We start from the raw sequence: 20,992 nt of genomic DNA on the forward strand, positions 1-20,992 counted from the left end.
GGGCGGGGGCGACCGGGGCGCTCGGGGTGGTAACGGGGACTGTCGTGGCGGGCGCTGCCACCGCAGGCGGCGTCGTGACGGTCGGGGTAACGGGCGCGGGGGCTACCGGCATGGCAGGTGCTGGCGTCACGGGCGCAGACGGCATGGCGGGCGCGGGTGTTGCCGGAGCAGAGGCCACGGGTGCTGCCTTTACGGATGTGGGCGATGCGGAAGCAACCGGGGTCGTTGCCACCGGGACCACGGGCGGCTTTGGCGCGACCGGGGCGGAAGCCGCCGGCACGGTGGGCGCGGTAGCGGGCGCCCCTGCCGTGACGGGCGGAACGACGCGCGTACGGCGCGTCACGGCGGGATGTGTGGCAGCACCCGCCGGGGGGGCACCAACGGGGGCGTTGGCTGGCGCGGCACTGGCCGACAGCGGCGCATTGTCGCGCCCGGAATAACGCGTGATGATCTGCCGCACGCCACCGGCCGCTTCCTCGCCCGCCGCTTCGGCGGCGTCGCCCCATTTCCCATCGAGCGTATGCGCGGCGATATCATGGATCTGGGTCGCCGCCCCGGCTTCCTTGCCGTGCGGGTCGGTCACGCGCCATGTCAGCGTCAGGCGCTGGCGTGCCGGGCCCGTGGCGGGCAACTGGGTCACGACCACGGTGCACAGGACGGTGAAATCGGCACCGCCCTGCGTATGCTGGACCTGGTCATGCGCATCGCGCAGGGAGGCGGAAAAGGCACGCGCAAGGGCCGCATCCCCATCGCCCGGCGCGCCCCGGACCCCCTGGAAAAACACATGGGCGGGCCGGTTCTTCAGGCTGTTGGGATCCTTCTGCATCTGGGCGGCCTGAATACCGGTCAGCAGGGCCGCAACCTCCGGCGCGGCCTGTGCCGCAGACGTCTGCATCACCGCGTCGGACCCGGCGGACCATGACGCGGCGGGCACGGGCGCGCCACTGGTCTGGCCCCGTACTTCGCCCTTGGGGGTAATCACGGCATAGGTCGGGACGACCACGTTTCCCTGCAGGGTCGCGGTCATGCGCAGCCACCAGTCCCCGGCCTTTGCAGGTTGTCCCACGGCGGGAACCGACTGGTCCAGCATGGCGGCGACCATGTCCTTCTGCCATGTCTGCGCGGCCATGTTGACCAGCAGCGCCTGCGTCGGCAACGGTACCGCAAGGCGCGCCGGCGGTGCATTCGCAAGCTGCGACTGGCCCGCGCCACGGAATGGATGCGGCACGTCGAGACACCCGGCAAGAAGGCACAGGCCCGACATCGTCAGGGCCCTTACGCCATGCCTGAAAAACTTTACCCTCATGACGGCATCATACATGGGGTATGGTGATTACTGAAATCTGGTGCCCGATCTTTCCCCCACCGGCCAGCGTGCGGCGGCGATGGCTGAAGAACCGCGCCTCGTCCGTCAGGGTATCGATACCCAGCGCGTCGGCCTGCCCCACGCCCGCACGGTGCAGGCGCGCCACGCAATAGCCGGCCAGGTCGAACTGGTAATGCCCCTCCCGCCGTGCGGGGGTGAAGAACATTTCCCCTGCGCCATCAAGCGCCAGCACGGCGTCGCGCATGTCCGCGCCCACCTCGTAACTGTCACGCGCGATGCACGGGCCGACAACGGCGCGGATGTCCATGGCGCGGCTTCCCAGCGCGCACATCGCGGCAACCGTCGCCTCCAGCACGCCTGCCGCCGCCCCGCGCCATCCGGCATGCGCCGCCCCCACCACATGCCCCCGCGCATCGGCGAACAGCACCGGCGCGCAATCGGCGGTAATGACGCCCAGCGCAAGGCCCGGGCGGGCACAGACCATGGCGTCGGCCCGCGCGCCCTGCCCTTCTTCCCACGGGGCGGTCACGCTGACGACGTCATTGCCATGCACCTGCGTCACGCCGAGGAGGTTTTCGGCCGCGACCCCGACCGTACGGGCGACCCGCGCACGGTTTTCACGCAGGGCGGCAGGATCGTCACCACTGCGCATGGAGCAGTTCAGCGATGCATACGGTCCCGTCGAAACCCCGCCAAGGCGGGTGAAAAACCCGTGCGGCACGTGATCGAGCAGTCCGGCACGCACGACCGGCCCCTCCAGTTGATCCTGTCCCAGTTGACCTTCCCCCTCCATGCGCGTCATCCGCCCTTTCCCATGTCCGCAGGCGACGGCGCAATGGGCGCGCATCCCTCGAACCCCGCCAGTTCCGTCATGCCGGGCGGTGTCATCGCCATGACGCGGAACAGGCCGCCCATGCGGTCCGGGGCGACAAGGCGCTGCGCGGCCTCGCTGACCTGTCGCGCGACCTCGGGCGACTGGTTGCGCGCAAGTTGCGCCGCACGGGGAAACAGGCCCAGCGCGGACAGGAACGCACCCTGCGTCACGCTGCCCCATGTGGCGCACCCGCCCGCGCGGGCCGCCGCCCCCAGTGCCGCGAAATCGACATGCGCCGTCAGGTCCGCCATGCCGGGGCGGGCCAGCGGCCAAGCCGGACGCCCGTCACGCAGCGCCTGCAGCGTATCGCCCCATCCCGGCCCGTCATATCCGTAATCGATGAACAGGGCGGCACCTTGCCCCTGCGCCAGCCGCCGTCCCAACTGGCGCGCAATCACCAGCGCGCCTTCGCAGGTTTCCAGCACCTCGCCTTCCGGAACGTCGCGTGTCGCAAGCGGGCCGCCAACGGGCAGGTCGGTGGCCGGGGCGGTGACAAACACCTCGCCCACAACACTGCGCTCGTCCCATCCCTGTGCGGTGCGCACGAACTGCCGGATGGGCAGCGCGTCAAGGAACTCATTGGCCAGCAGGATCATCGGCCCCGGCGGCAGGTCGGCCACCGCACCACACCAGGCAGGGGTGACAGCATCGGCATGGGGCGCCAGCGCCGTCGCCTGCGCGTCACGCAGGCGGGGGGACGTTTCGACCATGTGCACCCGCGCCGCCGCGTAACAGGCCGGGGCCACGCGCGCCAGCAGGCGCAGCGCATCGGCCATCAGCGTCCCGCGCCCCGGCCCGGCCTCCGCCAGCACGAAGGGCGTGGGCGCACCCATGCCCTGCCATGTCACCGCCACCCATGCACCCAGCAGTTCGCCAAACATCTGCGAGATTTCGGGCGCGGTGATGAAATCGGCAAATGGGTCGCGGCTACTGTAATAGGCCGCATTGGCGCGCGCCATGAACCGGTCCAGCCTGACAGGCGTGGCGGAGGCGGTCATCGCGCGGTGTCCCCGTCCTCCAGTTCCGGGGCATCGGGGGGCATCAGTTCCGTGCGTGCGGGACGCAGGCAGGCATTGAGCATCAGGCCCAGCCCGCCGATCGCCATGGGCACGCACAGGACCTGCCCCATGGTGACGCCAAATGGCAGAAATCCGATGAAGGAATCCGGTTCGCGGAACAGTTCGCACACCGTCCGCGCAATGGCGTAGCCGAACAGGAACAGCCCGGCGAGGAAGCCGGGATGCTCACGCACCTTCTGGCTGCGCGAGACCAGCCACATCACGCTGAACAGCACCAGCCCTTCGGCGAAGGCTTCATACAGTTCGGAAGGATGGCGCGGGATCGGGCCCGCGTCGGGGAAGACCATCGCCCATGGCAGGGAGGCCGGGGCCTCGCGTCCCCACAGTTCGCCATTGATGAAATTGGCGATCCGCCCCAGCCCGAGCCCGATGGGCACCACCGTGGTGATCCGGTCCGAAAAGCCGAGGAAGCTGAGATTGTTGCGCCACGTAAAGACGATCAGCGCGATAATCACGCCCGCCGCCCCGCCATGGAACGACATGCCCCCATGCCAGACCTCCAGGATCGCCTGCGGGTGGGTGATGTAGTATCCCGGCTGATAGAACAGGATGTAGCCCAGCCGCCCCCCCAGCACCACGCCCAGCGTCGCCCATGTCAGGAAGTCATCGACCTGCAGCGCCGTGGCCGCACGCGGCGGCAGCGCGACGAGGCGGCGCGCCACCCGCCATCCGACCACCAGCGCCACGATATAGGCCATCGCATACCAGCGCAGGCCGAACGGCCCGAAATGCACCATGACCGGGTCAAATTGCGGAAACATCAGGACAGGCAGCATGCAGCGACTTTCGCGATCAGGAATTGACGGGCGCGGGATGTGACTACGCCTTAAGGCTTTGAAATAATCCGCCGATCAGAAATTCCAAAAGTTTCGGGGTGCCGTCTTTTTTCCAAAAAGGCGGCGTCCGCTGGAGCTTTTTGAAAAAAGCTTCACCAAAAACTTTTATACTCTTCGGGATGTCATTGGGGACGACTTTTCAGGCAGTCTCTTAAAGATAGGGATCAGCGGCGGCAAGATAGTCGCGGACATAGTGTTTTACCCCCTGCGCCAGCGGTGTGAAGGGCTGCGCATATCCCGCCGTGCGCAGGCGCGTCATGTCGGCGCAGGTATAGGACTGGTACTGTCCATGCAGGGCGGCGGGCATGTCGATGAATTCGACCCGCCGCGCGACACCTGCGGCATCGCACACCGCATCTACAAGTTCGAGGCAGGTCCGCGCCACCCCGGTCCCGCAATTGAACAGCCCATGGACATGCTGATGGTCCAGCAGCCACAGCATGACCGACACCACATCGCCCACCCATATGAAATCGCGCGCCTGATGCCCGTCGGCCACCTCCGGCCGGTCGGAACGGAACAGTCGCGCCGGGCCACCTGCACGGATCTCGGCATATTTGGCATAGACCAGCGAGGCCATGGCCCCCTTGTGATATTCATTGGGACCATAGACGTTGAACAGCTTCAGCCCCGCCCATGACAGCCCCTGCAGGTCCCCCTGCGCCAGCCGGCGCTGCAGCAGACAGTCGAAGGCATGCTTGGACCATCCATACAGGCTGGTCGGGCGCAGCGTGGCCAGGTGCGCCGGGTCGTCGGAAAACATCCCCGGCCGGTCCGCCGCGCCATAGGTCGCGGCAGAGGAGGCATAGATGAAACGCGCTTCCTCCCGCGCGCACCATTCCAGCAGCCGCAGCGACAGGTCCACGTTGGTGCGCCACACGCGATCGCCATCGGCGGCAGTGGTGTCGTTGATCGCGCCAAGGTGGAAGACCGCCGTCACGTCGGGGCGACTGTCGAGGAAAGCGTCAAGCTCCCCCGGCGCGATCAGGAAATCCGGCACGTGCTTGCACAGATTATGCCACTTCCCGCCATTTCCCAGCGAATCGACAATGGCGGTCTGTTCCCCGCGCGCCTGCAATGCCTGATGCAGGCACGACCCGATGCACCCCGCCCCGCCCGTGATGATGATCATTGAACCACAAAATCCCATATGCCCGCGAACACCGCGACACCATGCCACAAACCGCAACAAAGACACCCCCCATGTCGGCATGGCGCGTTCCCCGCCGCCATGGCGCACGGATGACTTCGCGGCAGGTATGGGTCTATACTTGTGCCCCGCACGCCGCGACCCGGCGTGCCCCACCCATCCGGCCCATGCCTTAGGAGTTACGCGCGATGTCCGCCAGACCACGCATTTTTGATGATCTTGCCGGTGTTGCCGGCGGTGCCTTTTCCGCCCTCTCCGGCGTGCGCGAGGAAATCGGCGCCATGGTCCGCGCCCGCGTTGACGAGGCGCTGGCCAACCTGAACCTTGTCCGTCGCGACGAATTCGAGGTCGTGCGTGAAATGGCGACCCGCGCGCGAATCGCACAGGAAGCCATGGAAAAGCGGGTCGCGACCCTTGAAACCCGTGTCGCCGACCTCGAAGCCAGCATGACCACGCCCGCCGCCACCTCCTATCGCGGCTGAGAGCGACCGGCCATCCGACGCGGTACGCGCCATCGCGGGCGGCGCGGCCCCGCGCGGCGTTACCCCACGGGCCATGCGCCCGGCCATGCACCCGCCGCCGCGTCGTCACAGGCTTGCCACCACGCCCATACCGGCAATAGGGTGAAAAGACGTCCCCGCGCTTCCATTGTGGCGGGGGACGGGTTGCAGACGCTCGGGATCCAGCAGAGATGCCGGATTCCCTCCACGACGGCTTCGGGGAGTCCCACAATGCCTGCCTTGAATTTCACGACAACGCCCAAGGACTCCAACCCGCTCGATCTGATGGAACAGATCGTCGGCGGGTATGAATGGGCATTCGACCGGCGCAATGATTCGGAAATGGCGGCCGAGGCACCGGGCAAATGGTGCGATTACGGCCTGTTCTTCTCCTGGTCACGCGAAGTCAGTGCGATGCATTTCACCTGCACCTTCGACCTGAAGGTGCCGCATGCACAGCGGCGCAACCTGTTCGAACTGGTCGCGCTGGCGAACGAACGCCTGTGGATCGGGCATTTCGGCATGGACCTCGACAATGGCATGCCCCTGTTCCGCCATGCGGTGCTGCTGCGCGGCGCGCCGGGTGCCTCGGTCGAAAGCCTCGAGGACATGATCGACATCGCCCTGACGGAGTGTGAGCGTTTCTATCCCGCGTTCCAGTTCGTGCTGTGGGGGGGCAAGTCCCCGGCCGAGGCGCTTGAGGCGGCGATGCTCGACTGCGCGGGAATGGCGTGATGGCGGACGCGCAGGCCCCTTCGCTTCCGCCGGTCCTGCTGGTGGGATGCGGGAAGATGGGCGGTGCGATGCTGGAGGGATGGCTGGCGGAGGGGCTGGCCCCTTCCGTCGTCGTCGATCGGCATCGCGACACGCTGCCCGCGCCGCACCGCCTCGTCCGTGACGTGGCGGACCTGCCGGCGGATTTCCGCCCCGGCCTGATCGTGCTGGCCATGAAACCGCAGAAGGTGGCGGCGGCAATCGCCGCCATCGCGCCGTTCGCCACGCACGCACCGGTGCTGTCGGTGCTGGCGGGCAGGACGGTGGGCGGCCTGACGGACGCCCTGCGCGCCCACATGCCCGCCGGGGCGCAACCCGTGGTCATCCGCGCGATGCCCAACACCCCGGCGGCGGTGGGCGAAGGCATGACCGTCTCCTATGCCCCGCCCTGCGCCACGGCGGCGCAGCGCAGCCTGTGCGACCGTGTCCTGTCGGCGATCGGCCAGACCGCCTGGGTCGAACATGAAGACGAAATCGACGTCGTGACCGCGATCTCCGGCAGTGGTCCGGCCTACGTCTTCCTGCTTGCGGAACTTCTGGAACAGGCCGGCGTAGAAGGGGGACTGCCCCCTGCCCTTGCCCGCCAGATCGCGCGCCAGACGGTTTCGGGCGCGGGCGTACTGATGCAGCGCAGCGGACTCGACGCGGAACAGTTGCGCCGCAATGTCACCAGCCCCAATGGCACCACGGCGCAGGCGCTGTCGGTGCTGATGGCCCCGGACGCATGGCCCGCCACGCTGCGCGCGGCGATCCGGGCGGCAAGCCAGCGGGCGCGTGAACTTGCATCCTGAGACACGCGCAATATAACGACGGCAACCCGGCGGAACCTTTCGCCATTTCAAACCGGCGTCCGGCCCGTACCGTGCGGACATGGCGCGCCCTGGCAAACAAGACATCCGGAAGATCGTAATTTCCATGGACAACGACCAGTTTGACGATGCCCTTCTCCGCTCCGCGATGGAGCGTGCCGCCCTTTATGGCTGGCGGCGACTGACGGTTGTCGATGCCGCACGCGATGCGGGACTGAGTCTGGATGTCGCGCGCAAGCGCTTTCCGTTCAAGGCGAATATCCTGCTGACACTGGGCCGGCTTGCGGACGAGGCCGCGCTGGTGGATGACGGATCGACCGGTACACCGCGTGAAAAGCTGTTTGACCTGCTGATGCGGCGCATCGACGTGTTCCAGCAGTACCGCGCCGGTGTGCGTGCCGCGCTGCGCGCGCTGCCGTTCGATCCGCCACTGGCGCTGCTGCTGGGTGGGGCGACGGTCGAGAGCATGAAATGGATGCTCAGCGCCGCGGGCCTTGAGGTCGGCGGACTGGCGGGCGCGCTGCGCGTGCAGGCGCTGCTGGGGGCATGGACCGTGACGCTGCGCGCATGGGACAAGGATGACAGCATGGACATGGGCACCACCATGGCCACGCTGGACAAGGCGCTCGACAAGGCGCTGCGTTTCAGCGCGCTGCCCGGTGGGGCGAAGGCCGCAGGCGCGGCGGAAGGCCTTGGCGGTCTGGGCGGACAGGATTTCTCCACGGATCCCAGCGTGGACCTGCCGCTGGAACCGTCTGCCTGAAACCGTCCCTGAAACGCCTTTCCTGTGGATGGATGCTGTTGCCCCTTTACGCGAACCCGCTTCGCGCTTTAGAAGGGCGACAGCACTGACGAATCGGTCGTAACGATTGGGGCGTAGCCAAGCGGTAAGGCAGCGGATTTTGATTCCGCCATGCGGAGGTTCGAATCCTCCCGCCCCAGCCAGCCGGTTTTCCATGAAATGAATATCCCCCGCAGGATCGGGAATACGCGTCCTGCCTGCCATGGCCGGATCATGCTGGCCGCAGGCTGCCTCCTCATCAGGACGGCGGCGTTTTTGAAGCTTTTAAAAAAGCGTCACCAAGACCTTCCCCGTAATTGTGCGACGCCTTCCCTGCCCCAGTCCGCCATCGGGTCGCACGATCCATCCGCAGGGTAGCCAACCGTATGGAAAATGCGGGCGGCGCTGCTTGCGGTCCCGTATCGAATCGCGCGCAATGGCAGGCCATCGCCACTTCGCTTTGCGGCGCAATGCCATTGGGGGTACAGGAAACAGGACTTTTCCGGTACCAATTTTCTTATGTCTGATATGCACCTACCGCATTGATCTTACAGGTGTTCATATTTCACGCTGCCCCACCTGCACGATCGGGACAGGCAGAAAATATCCCACAAGACTGCCGCCCATCCATGACATGCCCGTCCTGTCCGCAGGCATCGTGCGGTCATGTCCCGGCCATATGCAGCAGGATATTCAGGACATGATGTAACAGCGTCACAAGATTGTGATTTAATCTGCCCGGAACACTTATTAAGCTTTTTTAAACTTATAAAGCAGATCATAAGTTTTTGATATTATTTCACGAATTTACAAGTCTACTTCTGGTGCCATGACAAAATCAGACTGTTGGATGCCGCTTTACGGCAATCAGTATCTTATTGGCCTTTTACAGCACCATGACCGTCCGTGCCGGGTCGGGTCCTGCGACCTGGATACGGACCCATGATGGCCTGCCCATACATCCGTATTTCATTTCCCGCTTTCCCGCCCGTACCGGCCCTGTTCCTGCGTGGCGGGGTCCTTCGCATTTCCCGTCTGTAATCTGGTTCGCATCTGAATCGTGGAGTTCGCCATGCCCCGGGACACCCTGGATGACACGCAGGTCACCGTCCTGCCTGCCCTTGAACAGACCATTCTGGGGGTCGTCCTTATTGATGAGACCAACACGGTCACATTCTTCAACAGCGCGGCCGAACGGCTGTGGAACTGCACGCGCGCGGATGTCCTGGGCCGCAATGTCAACGTGCTGGTCCCGCGCAAGATCCGCTCATCCCACGACGACCTGATCAAGCATAACCGCGACACCGGCATCAACAAGATCGTCGGCACCTCGCGCGAGGTGCAGGTGGAACGCTTCGACGGCACCAGTTTCTGGGCGGAACTGTCGCTGTCGCGCATCTCCGTCAGTGGCAAGATCGGCTACATGGCGCTGATCCGCGACATCTCGCAGGAGGTGGCGGACCGCGAGAAGATCCGCCTGCTCTCGCTCGTGGTACGCGAAACCGACCGTGGCGTGGTCATCCTCGATCCCGAATTCCGGCTGATCTACGTCAACCGCGCCTTTACCGACATGTTCGGCTATGAACCCAGCCACGTCATCGGCCATGGGCTGTCGGTCATCCTTGCGGGGGACACGACGGACATCAGCACGCTGAACCAGCTTCATAGCGGCGCGCAGAATGACAAGGGATTCAACCTCGACATCCGCGCGCGGCACAAGAACGGGCGCGACATCTGGGTTTCGGCCACGATGAACCCGGTGTTCGAGGACCACGGCGATATCGAGAACATCGTCGTCGTGCTGACGGACATCACGGAAAACCACTTCCTCGAGACGCTGCAGCGCGATGCGCTCGAGGCGATTTCCAGCGATCTCAGCCTGCGCGAGATCATGGATTTCATCTGCCGCCGCATCGAAAACAACGGCCTCGACGTGATGCCCGCCATCTTTACGGTGGACAACAATTCCAAGCTGAAATGCGTGGGCCGCGCCAGCCTGCCGCTGTCGCTTGTCGAACTGTTCGATTCCCTGGAAATCGGGCCGGATGTCGGCAGCAGCGGTGTCGCCGCCTATACCGGCAAGAGCATCACCTCCCCCGATATCGAGATCGACCCCAAATGGCTGACGCTGCGTTCGGCGGCGATGCGCAATGGCATCCGCGCCGCGTGGGCCACGCCCATCGTGCTGCGTGGTGGCCGGGTGGCCGGGGTGTTCACCCTGTATTTCCGCACCAAGCGCCAGCCGCAGGCCTGGTGCCAGAAGGCCGTCAATGCCAGCCTGCATCTGTGCACGCTGGCGCTGGAACGGTACGAGGCGAAGGAACATATCGCCAAGCTGTCGCATTTCGATACGCTGACGGGCCTGCCGAACCGGCTGTGGCTGCGCCAGCACCTCGACAAGATGCTGCGCCGTCCCACGCGCGGCAATTTCATGCTGCTGTCGCTGGGGCTGGATAATTTCAAGAACATCAATGACGTGTTCGGCCATGCGGCGGGCGACGACCTGATTTCCTACATCGCGACGCAACTGCGCGATGCGATCGGCATTGACGACACCATCGTGCGCTCTGGCGGGGACCAGTTCACGATCATCACCAGCGGCATCCAGCAGCATGCATCATCCCTGTCGGACATGATCCTGCGCCTGCTGTCACAGCCGATGCAGGTGGGTGATGTCTCCGTCACATTTTCCGCCAGCATCGGGATCAGTGTCTATCCCGAAAATGGCGAGACGGGGGAGACGCTGCTCAAGCATGCCGAAACGGCGATGTTCCAGGCAAAGGCGCATGGCGGGGGCAATTACTGCTTCTTCAGCCCCAAGATGAACCAGCAGGCGACCGATCGGCTGATCCTTGCGGCGGCGCTGCGCGATGCGATCGCCCATGACCGGCTACGCCTTGTCTATCAGCCACAGGTGCATGCCCGCACGGGCAAGATGTACGGGGTGGAAGCCCTGTCGCGCTGGAACGACCCGACGCTGGGCTTCATCTCGCCCGCGCGCTTCATTGCCGTGGCAGAGGAAACCGGACAGATCGAGGCGATCGGCAAGTGGTCGATGCGCGCGGCATGCCGCCAGATGGCCGAATGGATCCGCAACGGGATCGACATTCCCACCGTGTCGGTCAACCTGTCGCCGCTGCATTTCCGCGATGAGAAACTGCCCGAATTCGTGGCCGAAGTGCTGGAGGAAACGGGAATCCCGCCGGCACGCCTGATGGTGGAAATCACCGAAAGCACGATGATCGACAACTATGACCGCACCATCAAGGCCGCGCAGGCGCTGCGTGAACTGGGGGTGGGCATGTCGATGGACGATTTCGGGACCGGGTTCTCCAGCCTGTCGAACCTTGCGGGCCTGCCGGTCAACGAGGTGAAGATCGACCGCAGCTTCATGAACGGACTGGAAACCGTGGACAAGGTCCGCTCGGTCGTCACTGCGGTGATCCGCATTGGCCAGAGCCTTGGCATGACCGTGGTGGCCGAAGGGGTGGAGCACGAGGAACAGCGCCAGATCCTCGTCAACATGGATTGCGATGTGCTGCAGGGCTACATGTTCTCCAAGCCCCTCGCCTCCGAAGACCTCATCACATGGCTTGCCAGCTATACGCCCAAGGAAATCGCCCCGACCTGAGGGGAACTGGATAACGGATCAAAGTTTTTTGGGCGCCGCCTTTTTTCCAAGAAAGGCGGCGTCCCGCCGGGGTTACTGCACCTGCCCCTGCGCCATGCCGACCGGCATGGGGGCTGCGGGCCAGTACGCCTGCACGATTTCCTCCTGGATCTGGCGCAACTGGCACTGGATCCATTCCATGTATTCATGCAGGCCGCGACTGATGATCTCCTCGGCGGTCTGTTCCGCCAGGGTCACGCGCAGTTCCTCCACCCGTTCAAGGATGTGGCTGCCATGGCGCAGGCGGTATTCCCCCGCCAGCAGGCCCAGCGCGGAATGGACCTGACGCAGGCTGGTGGAAAGCGAGCGCGGGAACCCGTCATTCTTGAGCAGGAACCCCACAATGTTCACCGGCGTCATCCCCGATGGCAGCACACGGCGGAATGCGTGGTAGGCCGCAGCTGACCGCAGGACGGAGGTCCACTGGCTGATATCAATGTCCGACCCGACATCCGCCCCGCGCGGCAGCAGCGTGTGGTATTTGATGTCCAGCAGGCGGGTGATCTGGTCCGCGCGCTCAAGGTGCTTGCCAAGGACATAGAACAGCCACGCCTGATCGCGGTACAGCGTACCTTCGGTAATGCCGAAATGGGTCTGGCATTCCTGTTTCAGGCGCGTGCAGATGCCCGACAGGCTGCCCGCACGGATGTCGGTCGGCGTCAGGTCGCGCACCCATTGCGTAAAGACGTTGAGGTGCATCCACATTTCGGTGGAAATCAGCGGCCGCAGCGCGCGGGCATTTTCGCGCACCGCATGCGCCATCCCGGCGATGGAGCCGGGATTGTCGCGTTCGGTGATATAGAACCCCACCACCGCATGTTCCGATGCCTGTTCATGCATGGCGAAGAACCGGGCTTCGTCCGCGTTGATCTGCAGCACGGAATCCCATCCCGCATGGCCATTGCGCGGGCGGACAAAGGTGCCCGTGACCTCGATCAGGCGGGCAAGGTTTTCGATGCGCTCCATATAACGCGCCATCCATGTCATGCTCTCGGCATAACGTGACAGCAGGTTATGCAGCCCCGGCAGGACGGGCGTGGGAAAAACCGAAAGATTTGTCATGACGCAAGCACCCATGTGTCCTTTGAACCACCCCCCTGCGAGGAGTTGACCACCAGCGATCCCTTGCGCAGCGCCACGCGCGACAGGCCACCGGGCAGCACCCATGTCTCCTTGCCCGTCACGGCGAAGGGCCGCAGGTCAACATGTCGCGCCTCCAGCCCCGCCGGGCACAGCGTGGGGGAGACCGACAGGTTGATGACGGGCTGGCTGATGTAATTCGCGGGATCGGCCTGCAGGCGCGCACGGAAATCCTCAAGCTCGGCCAAGGTGGCGTGCGGGCCGATCAGCAGGCCATACCCACCGGATTCCCCGACCGGCTTGACCACCAGTTGGTCCAGATTCGCCAGCGTGTAGTCCAGTCCCGCCTTCTCCGCACAGATATGGGTCTCCACATTGTCAAGGATCGGGTCCTGATCCAGATAGTAGCGGATAATGCGCGGCATGTAGGCATAGACCGCCTTGTCATCGGCAACGCCCGTCCCGATGGCGTTGGCAATGGTGACGTTCCCCCGGCGATAGGCGTCCACCAGTCCCGGCACGCCCAGCAGGCTGTCGGGATTGAAGACCTGCGGGTCGAGGAAATCATCATTCAGGCGGCGATAGATCGTATGGACCGGCGACAGGCCGGCGACCGTGCGCATGAAGACGCGGCCCTCGACCACCACGAGGTCGCGCCCCTCCACCAGCGGGATGCCCATTTCACGCGCAAGGAAGACATGTTCGAAATACGCGGCGTTATAGATGCCCGGCGACAGCAGCACGACCTGCGGGTCGGCCACGCCATCGGGCGCGGTCTCCGCCAGTGCGCGGTGCAGGCGCAGGCCGTATTCGTCAACCGGGCGGATATCCAGCCCGGAGGCAAGGTCCGGCATCATGCGTAGCATCATATGCCGGTTTTCAATGACATAGGACACACCCGACGGCGTGCGGGCATTATCTTCGAGGATCAGGAAACGCCCGGCCGGATCACGCACGAGGTCGGTGCCGTTGACATGGACATAGACCCCGCCCGGCACGTCAAGCCCCACCATCGCGTCGCAGTAATTGGCATTGCCCAGCACCATTTCCGACGGGATGATCCCGTCACGCAGGATATGGCGGTCATGGTAGATGTCCCACAGGAACAGGTTGATCGCCTGCACGCGCTGGCGCACGCCGCGTTCCACATGGTCCCATTCCGCTGCCGTCAGGACGCGGGGCACCACGTCGAAGGGCAGGATGCGGTCGATGGCCTGGTTGTCGGTATAGACGGTAAAGGTGATGCCAAGGCGGTAAAGCTGCGCCTCCACCGCTGCGGTGCGACGGCGCAGTTCATCGAGGTCGAAATGCGCCAGCCGGTCACGCACGCAGCGCAGGCCGGGAGTGGCAAGGTCGGCACGGTTCATCAGTTCGCAAAAGGACGATGGCACGTCATATGTCGCAAACAGCCCGGCACCCCGTGTCTGGGTGCGTCCTACCGTATCATTCATGCCCCTGCTCCCGTACCCATGGCGGAAGGAGGATCAGGCGTGACGGAAACATGCCCACCCACCTGCCATTTCGTTACGCTGGTGACTTAGCGGAGCAAGAAAACACGTCCTTGCCAAGGTAAAATCTGCATTCCATTTTCTTTTTCGCCATTCCATCGACGAAATGACCGCCGCGTATGGCGCTGGCCGCAAACTCATGCAATGCATGGGGATCCCATGCCTGATACACGGTGCATGGCGGCCCGGAAACATGATGCCTTTGCTTGCACGACCTGCTTTCATGAAAGCCCCCCTGTGATGAACCGGCCCGTTACGCTGGTTCACCGGACAAGCTACCGTTACGACCGCCCGGTTTCCCTTGGCCCGCAGACCATCCGCCTGCGGCCGGATGCGACATGCCCGACGCCCATCCTGTCCTATGGCATGGACATCCAGCCCCACGGCCACCAGCGGACATGGCGGCAGGATGATTTCGGCAATCACGAGGCCTGCGTCACGTTCGACCGCAAGGTCCGGCATTTCGACATCACGGTGCGCCTGACGGCGGACCTTGCCCCCGTGCCCGCACCTCTGCACACCGATGCGCGCCCCGCCCCGCCCGTGGCCTTTACACAGCCGCTTCCCGCAGGCCCGCACCTGCGCGCCCTGCTGGCCGAAGTGGCAGGGATCCGGCATCCCGACCCGCTGGCGCGGCTGGAGGCGATCAACCGGATGATCGCCGCGCGCATCACCTACCGCACCCGCATGGAGGCCGGTGTCTGGGATGCGGAGGAAACCCTGACCCGCCAGACGGGGTCATGCCGTGACAGCGCGTGGCTGTTCATACAGGTCCTGCGCCATATGGGCATCGCCGCGCGCTTCGTGTCGGGATACCTGATCCAGCCCGATATCGACGACGCGACCTGCGACCTGCATGCCTGGGCACAGGCCCATGTCCCCGGCAGGGGATGGGTCGGATTCGACACCACATCGGGACTGCTGGCGTCACAGGGGCATATTCCCCTTGCGGCGGCGCTGGAGCCGGGACAGGTCGCCCCGGTCTCCGGACTGCTCGACAGTTGCAACGCGACACTCGACGTTTCAATGACGCTACATCATGGCGACGACACGAAGATCACTGATCTTAAAGGTCAATGAGATATAAGGGCTGTCAGGACCCACACGGGAATGCCATATCCTGACTTTCCCCATGGGGGTATGGCACATGCCCCCTTCGCGTTACGGAAAGCAAACAGCCGTGCAACTCTTTTCCTGCCAGTCCTGCGATCAGGTCCTGTTCTTCGAAAACACGGCCTGCGAACGCTGCGGGCACAAGCTGGGCTATATCCCGACCATCAACAGCCTGTCCGCGCTGACACCCGCCGATGATGGCCATGCATGGCATGCACTCGACCCACGGGCGGATGACGGCCCCTACCGTTTCTGCGCCAACCATGCACATGACGCCTGCAACTGGCTGATCCCCGCCAGCCAGCCCGGGCAGGAATTCTGCATCGCGTGCCAGTTCAACCGCACCATCCCCAACCTGTCGGTGCCCGGCAACCTGGAACGGTGGCGCAAGATCGAGGTCGCGAAACACCGGCTGTTCTACACGCTGCTGCGCCTGCACCTGCCGATGCATACCCGGCGGCAGGACCCGCGCGACGGCCTGGTCTTCGATTTCCTGGATGATGTTCCCGACGGCGCGCCGGTCATGACCGGGCACCAGAACGGCCTGATCACCATTGCCCTGCGCGAAGCCGATGATGCGCAGCGCGAGAAGATGCGCATGGAAATGGGGGAGCATTACCGCACGCTGCTGGGCCATTTCCGCCACGAGATCGGGCATTATTACTGGAACCTGCTGGTGCGCGACGGGCCGTGGCTGACGGAATGCCGGGCCATTTTCGGTGATGACCGCATGGATTACCAGCAGGCCCTGCAACGCCATTACGAAAATGGGCCACCGCAGGGATGGCGCACGCAGTATGTCAGCGAATACGCCACCTGCCACCCGTGGGAAGATTTCGCCGAGACATGGGCGCATTACCTGCACATCGTCTCCACGCTGGAGACGGCATGGGCCTATGGCATGACGGTGCGCGAACAGCCCGGCAATCCGCAGTCCCTGCGGGCGATGATGACCGACAACCCCTATGACGTGGCGACATTCGATACCATCGCGCAGGGATGGCTACCGCTGACCTATGCGGTCAACAGCCTCAACCGCTCCATGGGGCTGGCGGATTTCTACCCGTTCGTGCTGACACCGGCCATCCTGCGCAAACTGGCGTTCATCCACCAACTGGTACATGCCGCCCGCACGGAACAATAGAATGGGACCATTAAAAAAAACAGGGCAGGAATATCTGCCGCGCATAGCTAAGAGCCGCTATTGATGTCAGATTTATTAAAATAATGTGAAAGCAGTTTTTTGATTGCATCCATCTGTAACATTTGTACACATTAAAGACACTATAAGGTCGCGTTCGCAATGCCTTATTGTGTCGTAAACAGGAGGTACATTTTATGAAGTTCACACGTTTTCTGATGATTGCCGGTGTTGCTGGTGCCCTCGGCGCGTATGGCGTTCCCGCAATGGCGCAGGACAACACCAACAACAACGATCATCATGAATATCATCATGACGAGCAGGGTGATCACGGCGAACATCGCGATCATGAAGGCGAAAATGGCAATGAACACCGCGAAGGTGAGCACCATGAGGGTGAACACCACGAAGGCAAGCATCGCCATGGCCACCATGGTCACGACGAAAACAAGAGCAACTGATATGGCATGACCCCGCCCACCGGCGGGTCATGACTGACGGTGAAGGGGGAACTTCCTTATGGGGGGTCCCCCTTTTGCTATTTCAGGGACCGGTTTCATCCCCGGCAGGCAACTGCATGTCACGGCAGGCATCGCGCAGGATCGCCACGAAATGCGAAATCAGCGGGGAATGCTGCCCCGCGCGCATGGCGATCGCCAGGTCCGCCTTTGGCGCCTTCGGCCCGAGCGAGTGATAGGTCACCCCCCCCGAATGGATCTGGTGCAGCGATTGCGGCACCACGGAAATGCCAAGCCCCGCCGCGACAAGCGGCACGGTGGAGGCGATCTGCGGCGCCTGCTGCCCCATGCGCGGGGTGAACCCCGCATTCTGGCAGGCCGACAGGATGGCGTCATGAAATCCCGGCCCAAGTTCACGCGGGAAGATGATCAGCGGTTCATCGGCCAGCATCTCAAGCTCCAGACGCGGGCGGGAGGCCAGCGCGTGCCCCTTGGGCAGCGCCACAACCGTCGGTTCCGCCAGCAGGGGGGACACGATCAGTCCCTCCCCCCCGTCGGGCACGGGCGGGCGGACGATCGCGATATCTATGGCCCGGTCATGCAGCGCCTTGCGCAGGGCAGGCGTATTGCTTTCCTCCAGCGAGATGGTGACATCGGGCCATTCCTCGCGGAAGCGGCGCACGGTCTGCGGGATCAGCGGCAGCAGCGACACCGCCCCCGCCAGTCCGACCCGCAGGTGCCCGCGCTCACCACGGGCAAGGCCGGTCGCAATGGACAGGAACTGCTGCTGCATGCCAAGAATGGCCTTGGCCTGGTCCATCAGGACAACCCCCACATCCGTCAGGCGCACCCCGCGCGTCAGGCGCTGGAACAGCAGCACGCCAAGTTCATTTTCGAACTGCTTGATCTGCTGGCTCAGGGGGGGCTGTTCTATGCCCAACTGTTCCGCCGCGCGTGTGAAACTGCCGTTTTCCGCGACGGCGACAAAATAGCGAAGGTGTCTTAGATCCATTTGGCATATAAATAATATATGGAAACCTAGTTCAATATATATTTGACGCCATAACATACCATGCGCCACGTTCCCCCATCTGCTAAGGATGAGTGCTCCCTGATGAAGATTGGCCTGTTTATCCCCTGTTATATCGATGCTTTCTACCCGCAGGCCGGCATTGCCACGCTGGAGTTGCTGGAAAAGCTGGGACAGGATGTCGAATATCCGCTGGACCAGACATGCTGTGGGCAGCCGATGGGAAATTCCGGCTGCAATTCCGATGCCGCCGCCGCCGAAGCGCTGTTCGTGCGCAACTTCGCCCGGTTTGACAAGATCGTCATGCCGTCCGGCAGTTGCACACATCACGTACGCGACAATTTCGACGCCATCCCCCAGACCGACGAAGTCCGCCATGTGCGCGAAAACACCTATGAACTGGTGGAATTCCTGCATGACATCCTGAAGGTGGAGGAATTCCCGTGGGCGGAATTCAACCACACCGTCGGCCTGCACAACAGTTGCGGCACCCTGCGCGCGCTGCGCACCGCAAGCATGTCGGAACTGGGCGAAAAGCCGTTCTCCAAGCCGATGGACCTGCTGACGAAGGTCAAGGGCATCCGCTTCGTCACCCCGAAGCGGCCTGACGAATGCTGCGGCTTTGGCGGCACCTTCTCCGTCACGGAAGAGGCGGTGTCCGCACGGATGGGCGTGGACAAGGTGCGCGACCATTACCAGGCGGGCGCGGATTACATCGTTTCGGCGGATTCGTCATGCGTCATGCACCAGCAGGGCTGCGCCGAACGTGCCGGTATCCCGATCCGCTTCATCCATATCGCACAGATCCTGAACGGAGCACGGTCATGAGCAACAGGCCGGTCAACCACGCCAGAGCCGCCGAAAAGTTCCTGGAAGACGCCCCCCACCTGAAGTTCCATGACGAACGCCTGTGGGACATGCGCCAGAAGCGCGACGACCAGATGCACATGCTGCCCGAATGGCAGGAACTGCGCACCGAGGCGTCACGCATCAAGGAACACACGCTCGCCCGCCTGCCCGAATATCTGGAGCAGTTCGAGGAAAACGCCAAGAAGAACGGCATCCACGTCCACTGGGCGCGTGACGGGGCGGAACATAACCGCATCGTGGGCGAGATCCTGCAGGCGCACAACGCACGCAGCCTGATCAAGAGCAAGTCGATGGTCACAGAGGAATGTGACATGCGGCCCTATCTTGAAAAGCGCGGCGTCACCGTCACCGAAACCGACCTTGGCGAACGCATCCAGCAGCTTGACGACCAGCTTCCCAGCCACATCGTCGTGCCCGCCGTGCATAAGCTGACATCGGATGTCGCGCGCATCTTCGCCAAGGATTACAAGACCGATCCCGGCATCCGCGACCCGCACCTGCTGGCCGAGGCACAGCGCCAGGCCGCGCGTCCCGTGATCCTGCATGCCGATGCCGGCATGACCGGCGGCAATTTCGTCGTCGCGGAAACCGGCACCTTCGTCGTGTGCACCAACGAAGGCAATGCCGACCTCAGCGCGACCGTGCCCAACCTGCATATCGCGACCATCGGCATCGAACGCCTCGTGCCGCGCATGGCCGACCTTGGCGTGTTCATCCGCCTGCTGTCACGCAGCGCGCTGGGTTCGCCGATCACGCAGTACACCTCCCACTTCCGCGGGCCACAGAAAGGCGGGGAGATGCATGTCATCCTCGTCGATAACGGGCGTTCGGCGCGACTGGGGATGAGCGAGTTCTGGACCTCGCTCAAATGCATCCGCTGCGGGGCGTGCATGAACACCTGCCCGGTCTATCGCCGTTCGGGCGGCCTGTCCTATGGCGCGGTCTATTCCGGGCCGATCGGGGCGATCATCGACCCGACCTTCAACGAACGCAAATACAGCACCCTGCCCTATGCCTCCACGCTGAACGGCAGTTGCACCAATGTCTGCCCGGTCAAGATCAACATCCACGAACAGCTTTACAAATGGCGCCGCGTGCTGGTGCAGCACCATGAAATGCCGTTCGTCAAGCGTGAGATCATGCACATGGCGGGCAAGCTGATGGGGCAGCCGAAGCTGTACCGCGCCGCCATCAACGCCACGGAAACATCGCTGAGCACGCTGCCGCGCTTTGCGCTGTACAACTGGCTCAACCCGTGGGGCAAGCACCGCGAAAACCCCCATCCGGTCAAGCAGACGTTCCATTCGTGGTACAAGGCCAACCGGACGAACAAGGCCAGCAAGACCGAGGAAACACGATGAGCGCGCGCGATACAATCCTTCAGGCCCTGCGCACCAACCGCCCCTCCCCCGAGCAGTATCCCCTGCCGCCGGTCGCGACCCTTGGCGACCTTGACGCCAGCAGGGAACGCTTCATCACCTCGCTGAAGATCCTCGGCGGTGACGTGCTGGAACGCCAGGGCGACGAAACACTCGATATGGCGATCGCGCGACGTTTCCCCGATGCGAAGAATGTCTGCTCCGCCGTGCCGGAAACCAACGGCACGATGCGCGCGGAAACGCTGAAGACCCCGCAGGACGCCAAGGATGTGGACATTGCCGTCGTGCGCGCGGCCTTCGGCATCGCGGAGACGGGATCGATTTTCCTGAGCGAGAAGCAGTTGCCCCTCAATTCGCTGGCCCATCTGGCGCAGCATATCGTCATCCTGCTGTCGCCGGACGAAATCACGGCGAACATGCACACGGCGTATCAGAAGCGCCCGGAATTCCGCAGCGCGAATTATGGCGTACTGATGAGCGGCCCCTCCGCCACGGCGGATATCCAGGGGGTGCTGATCCGCGGCGCGCAGGGCGTGCGCAGCCTGAGCGTCTGGTTCTGCTGAACCGGGCGTCCGGCCCTGCCGGAAGGAACATGACCGCCCGCCGGTTCCCG

General features: G+C 63.7%; 19 protein-coding genes and 1 tRNA gene. 12 read left to right on the forward strand and 8 right to left on the reverse strand.

Going from position 1 to position 20,992, the window contains the following annotated elements; genetic code table 11:
* The 5 genes from HNH97_RS06150 to rfaD form a co-directional block, all read right to left on the reverse strand.
* A partial coding sequence (locus HNH97_RS06150; RefSeq protein WP_216657556.1) for a hypothetical protein occupies positions 1–1,306 on the reverse strand: 1,306 nt, incomplete at its 3' end.
* Positions 1,307–1,313: 7 nt separating this feature from the next.
* Positions 1,314–2,120, reverse strand: coding sequence for a peptidoglycan editing factor PgeF (gene pgeF, locus HNH97_RS06155; RefSeq protein WP_407716798.1), 807 nt, complete (start codon positions 2,118–2,120; stop codon positions 1,314–1,316).
* Positions 2,121–2,125: 5 nt separating this feature from the next.
* Positions 2,126–3,199: a class I SAM-dependent methyltransferase gene (locus HNH97_RS06160; protein WP_171790272.1), complete on the reverse strand. Its 1,074-nt coding sequence runs from the start codon at positions 3,197–3,199 to the stop codon at positions 2,126–2,128.
* Positions 3,196–4,056: a prolipoprotein diacylglyceryl transferase gene (gene lgt / locus HNH97_RS06165; protein ID WP_110912512.1), complete on the reverse strand. Its 861-nt coding sequence runs from the start codon at positions 4,054–4,056 to the stop codon at positions 3,196–3,198. Before lgt ends, HNH97_RS06160 begins: the two co-directional genes overlap by 4 nt.
* 211 nt (positions 4,057–4,267) lie before the next feature.
* Positions 4,268–5,248 carry an ADP-glyceromanno-heptose 6-epimerase gene (gene rfaD, locus HNH97_RS06170; protein ID WP_171790274.1) on the reverse strand — a complete coding sequence of 327 codons (981 nt, stop codon included), beginning with the start codon at positions 5,246–5,248 and terminating at the stop codon, positions 4,268–4,270.
* Between the two features lie 206 nt (positions 5,249–5,454).
* On the opposite strand from rfaD, the gene HNH97_RS06175 reads away from it, so the two are divergent.
* The 6 genes from HNH97_RS06175 to dosP all read left to right on the forward strand — a co-directional run bounded on the left by HNH97_RS06175 (position 5,455) and on the right by dosP (position 11,761).
* The gene (locus tag HNH97_RS06175) at positions 5,455–5,748 is read left to right on the forward strand and encodes an accessory factor UbiK family protein (RefSeq protein WP_110912510.1); all 294 of its coding nucleotides are present in this window, start codon (positions 5,455–5,457) and stop codon (positions 5,746–5,748) included.
* A 249-nt stretch (positions 5,749–5,997) separates the two neighbouring features.
* The gene (locus HNH97_RS06180; RefSeq protein WP_110095508.1) at positions 5,998–6,501 is read left to right on the forward strand and encodes a type III secretion system chaperone family protein; all 504 of its coding nucleotides are present in this window, start codon (positions 5,998–6,000) and stop codon (positions 6,499–6,501) included.
* Positions 6,501–7,331 carry a pyrroline-5-carboxylate reductase gene (proC, locus tag HNH97_RS06185; RefSeq protein WP_171790276.1) on the forward strand — a complete coding sequence of 277 codons (831 nt, stop codon included), beginning with the start codon at positions 6,501–6,503 and terminating at the stop codon, positions 7,329–7,331. Before HNH97_RS06180 ends, proC begins: the two co-directional genes overlap by 1 nt.
* 124 nt (positions 7,332–7,455) lie before the next feature.
* The gene (locus HNH97_RS06190; protein WP_171790277.1) at positions 7,456–8,112 is read left to right on the forward strand and encodes a TetR family transcriptional regulator; all 657 of its coding nucleotides are present in this window, start codon (positions 7,456–7,458) and stop codon (positions 8,110–8,112) included.
* Positions 8,113–8,219: 107 nt separating this feature from the next.
* A tRNA-Gln gene (locus HNH97_RS06195) sits at positions 8,220–8,294 on the forward strand.
* A 908-nt stretch (positions 8,295–9,202) separates the two neighbouring features.
* Positions 9,203–11,761 (forward strand): oxygen-sensing cyclic-di-GMP phosphodiesterase DosP, encoded by a 2,559-nt coding sequence (gene dosP, locus HNH97_RS06200; protein ID WP_171790279.1) that lies wholly within the window; start codon positions 9,203–9,205, stop codon positions 11,759–11,761.
* A 72-nt stretch (positions 11,762–11,833) separates the two neighbouring features.
* Here dosP and HNH97_RS06205 read toward each other — a convergent pair whose 3' ends face one another.
* Both HNH97_RS06205 and HNH97_RS06210 read right to left on the reverse strand, forming a co-directional pair.
* Positions 11,834–12,877, reverse strand: coding sequence for an alpha-E domain-containing protein (locus HNH97_RS06205; protein ID WP_171790281.1), 1,044 nt, complete (start codon positions 12,875–12,877; stop codon positions 11,834–11,836).
* Complete coding sequence (locus tag HNH97_RS06210; RefSeq protein ID WP_110912506.1) at positions 12,859–14,331, reverse strand: circularly permuted type 2 ATP-grasp protein; 1,473 nt, start codon at positions 14,329–14,331, stop codon at positions 12,859–12,861. The genes HNH97_RS06205 and HNH97_RS06210 overlap by 19 nt, the downstream gene beginning before the upstream one ends.
* A 297-nt stretch (positions 14,332–14,628) precedes the next feature.
* Between HNH97_RS06210 and HNH97_RS06215 the strand changes: the two genes are divergently transcribed.
* The 3 genes from HNH97_RS06215 (at position 14,629) to HNH97_RS06225 (ending at position 17,103) form a co-directional block, all read left to right on the forward strand.
* Positions 14,629–15,468, forward strand: a complete 840-nt coding sequence (locus HNH97_RS06215) for a transglutaminase family protein (RefSeq protein WP_171790283.1) — start codon at positions 14,629–14,631, stop codon at positions 15,466–15,468.
* A 100-nt stretch (positions 15,469–15,568) separates the two neighbouring features.
* Entirely contained in the window at positions 15,569–16,645 is a 1,077-nt protein-coding gene (locus HNH97_RS06220) for a zinc-binding metallopeptidase family protein (protein ID WP_171790285.1), read from the forward strand.
* Between the two features lie 194 nt (positions 16,646–16,839).
* The gene (locus HNH97_RS06225; RefSeq protein WP_146220639.1) at positions 16,840–17,103 is read left to right on the forward strand and encodes a hypothetical protein; all 264 of its coding nucleotides are present in this window, start codon (positions 16,840–16,842) and stop codon (positions 17,101–17,103) included.
* An 82-nt stretch (positions 17,104–17,185) separates the two neighbouring features.
* On the opposite strand, the gene HNH97_RS06230 is transcribed toward HNH97_RS06225, so the two are convergent.
* Complete coding sequence (locus HNH97_RS06230; protein ID WP_110912503.1) at positions 17,186–18,112, reverse strand: LysR family transcriptional regulator; 927 nt, start codon at positions 18,110–18,112, stop codon at positions 17,186–17,188.
* A gap of 102 nt (positions 18,113–18,214) precedes the next feature.
* Between HNH97_RS06230 and HNH97_RS06235 the strand changes: the two genes are divergently transcribed.
* Genes HNH97_RS06235 through HNH97_RS06245 form a run of 3 tightly spaced genes read left to right on the forward strand, consistent with a single transcriptional unit; the run spans position 18,215 to position 20,942 of the window.
* Positions 18,215–18,958, forward strand: coding sequence for a (Fe-S)-binding protein (locus tag HNH97_RS06235; protein WP_110912502.1), 744 nt, complete (start codon positions 18,215–18,217; stop codon positions 18,956–18,958).
* The gene (locus tag HNH97_RS06240; protein WP_171790288.1) at positions 18,955–20,361 is read left to right on the forward strand and encodes a lactate utilization protein B; all 1,407 of its coding nucleotides are present in this window, start codon (positions 18,955–18,957) and stop codon (positions 20,359–20,361) included. Before HNH97_RS06235 ends, HNH97_RS06240 begins: the two co-directional genes overlap by 4 nt.
* Positions 20,358–20,942, forward strand: coding sequence for a LutC/YkgG family protein (locus HNH97_RS06245; RefSeq protein WP_171790290.1), 585 nt, complete (start codon positions 20,358–20,360; stop codon positions 20,940–20,942). Before HNH97_RS06240 ends, HNH97_RS06245 begins: the two co-directional genes overlap by 4 nt.
* Positions 20,943–20,992: the final 50 nt, after the last annotated feature.

Source organism: Gluconacetobacter entanii (genome assembly GCF_013155425.1).
Taxonomy (GTDB): domain Bacteria; phylum Pseudomonadota; class Alphaproteobacteria; order Acetobacterales; family Acetobacteraceae; genus Novacetimonas; species Novacetimonas entanii.

Excerpts from the sequence above, each read along its gene's own strand:
- HNH97_RS06225 (WP_146220639.1), top strand. The coding sequence starts at position 16,840 with ATGAAGTTCACACGTTTTCTGATGATTGCCGGTGTTGCTGGTGCCCTC.
- HNH97_RS06180 (WP_110095508.1), top strand. The coding sequence starts at position 5,998 with ATGCCTGCCTTGAATTTCACGACAACGCCCAAGGACTCCAACCCGCTC.
- proC (WP_171790276.1), top strand. The coding sequence starts at position 6,501 with ATGGCGGACGCGCAGGCCCCTTCGCTTCCGCCGGTCCTGCTGGTGGGA.
- HNH97_RS06190 (WP_171790277.1), top strand. The coding sequence starts at position 7,456 with ATGGACAACGACCAGTTTGACGATGCCCTTCTCCGCTCCGCGATGGAG.
- HNH97_RS06235 (WP_110912502.1), top strand. The coding sequence starts at position 18,215 with ATGAAGATTGGCCTGTTTATCCCCTGTTATATCGATGCTTTCTACCCG.
- HNH97_RS06245 (WP_171790290.1), top strand. The coding sequence starts at position 20,358 with ATGAGCGCGCGCGATACAATCCTTCAGGCCCTGCGCACCAACCGCCCC.
- HNH97_RS06210 (WP_110912506.1), bottom strand. The coding sequence starts at position 14,331 with ATGAATGATACGGTAGGACGCACCCAGACACGGGGTGCCGGGCTGTTT.
- lgt (WP_110912512.1), bottom strand. The coding sequence starts at position 4,056 with ATGCTGCCTGTCCTGATGTTTCCGCAATTTGACCCGGTCATGGTGCAT.
- HNH97_RS06215 (WP_171790283.1), top strand. The coding sequence starts at position 14,629 with ATGAACCGGCCCGTTACGCTGGTTCACCGGACAAGCTACCGTTACGAC.
- HNH97_RS06205 (WP_171790281.1), bottom strand. The coding sequence starts at position 12,877 with ATGGGTGCTTGCGTCATGACAAATCTTTCGGTTTTTCCCACGCCCGTC.
- dosP (WP_171790279.1), top strand. The coding sequence starts at position 9,203 with ATGCCCCGGGACACCCTGGATGACACGCAGGTCACCGTCCTGCCTGCC.
- rfaD (WP_171790274.1), bottom strand. The coding sequence starts at position 5,248 with ATGATCATCATCACGGGCGGGGCGGGGTGCATCGGGTCGTGCCTGCAT.
- HNH97_RS06160 (WP_171790272.1), bottom strand. The coding sequence starts at position 3,199 with ATGACCGCCTCCGCCACGCCTGTCAGGCTGGACCGGTTCATGGCGCGC.
- pgeF (WP_407716798.1), bottom strand. The coding sequence starts at position 2,120 with ATGGAGGGGGAAGGTCAACTGGGACAGGATCAACTGGAGGGGCCGGTC.
- HNH97_RS06230 (WP_110912503.1), bottom strand. The coding sequence starts at position 18,112 with ATGGATCTAAGACACCTTCGCTATTTTGTCGCCGTCGCGGAAAACGGC.
- HNH97_RS06240 (WP_171790288.1), top strand. The coding sequence starts at position 18,955 with ATGAGCAACAGGCCGGTCAACCACGCCAGAGCCGCCGAAAAGTTCCTG.
- HNH97_RS06175 (WP_110912510.1), top strand. The coding sequence starts at position 5,455 with ATGTCCGCCAGACCACGCATTTTTGATGATCTTGCCGGTGTTGCCGGC.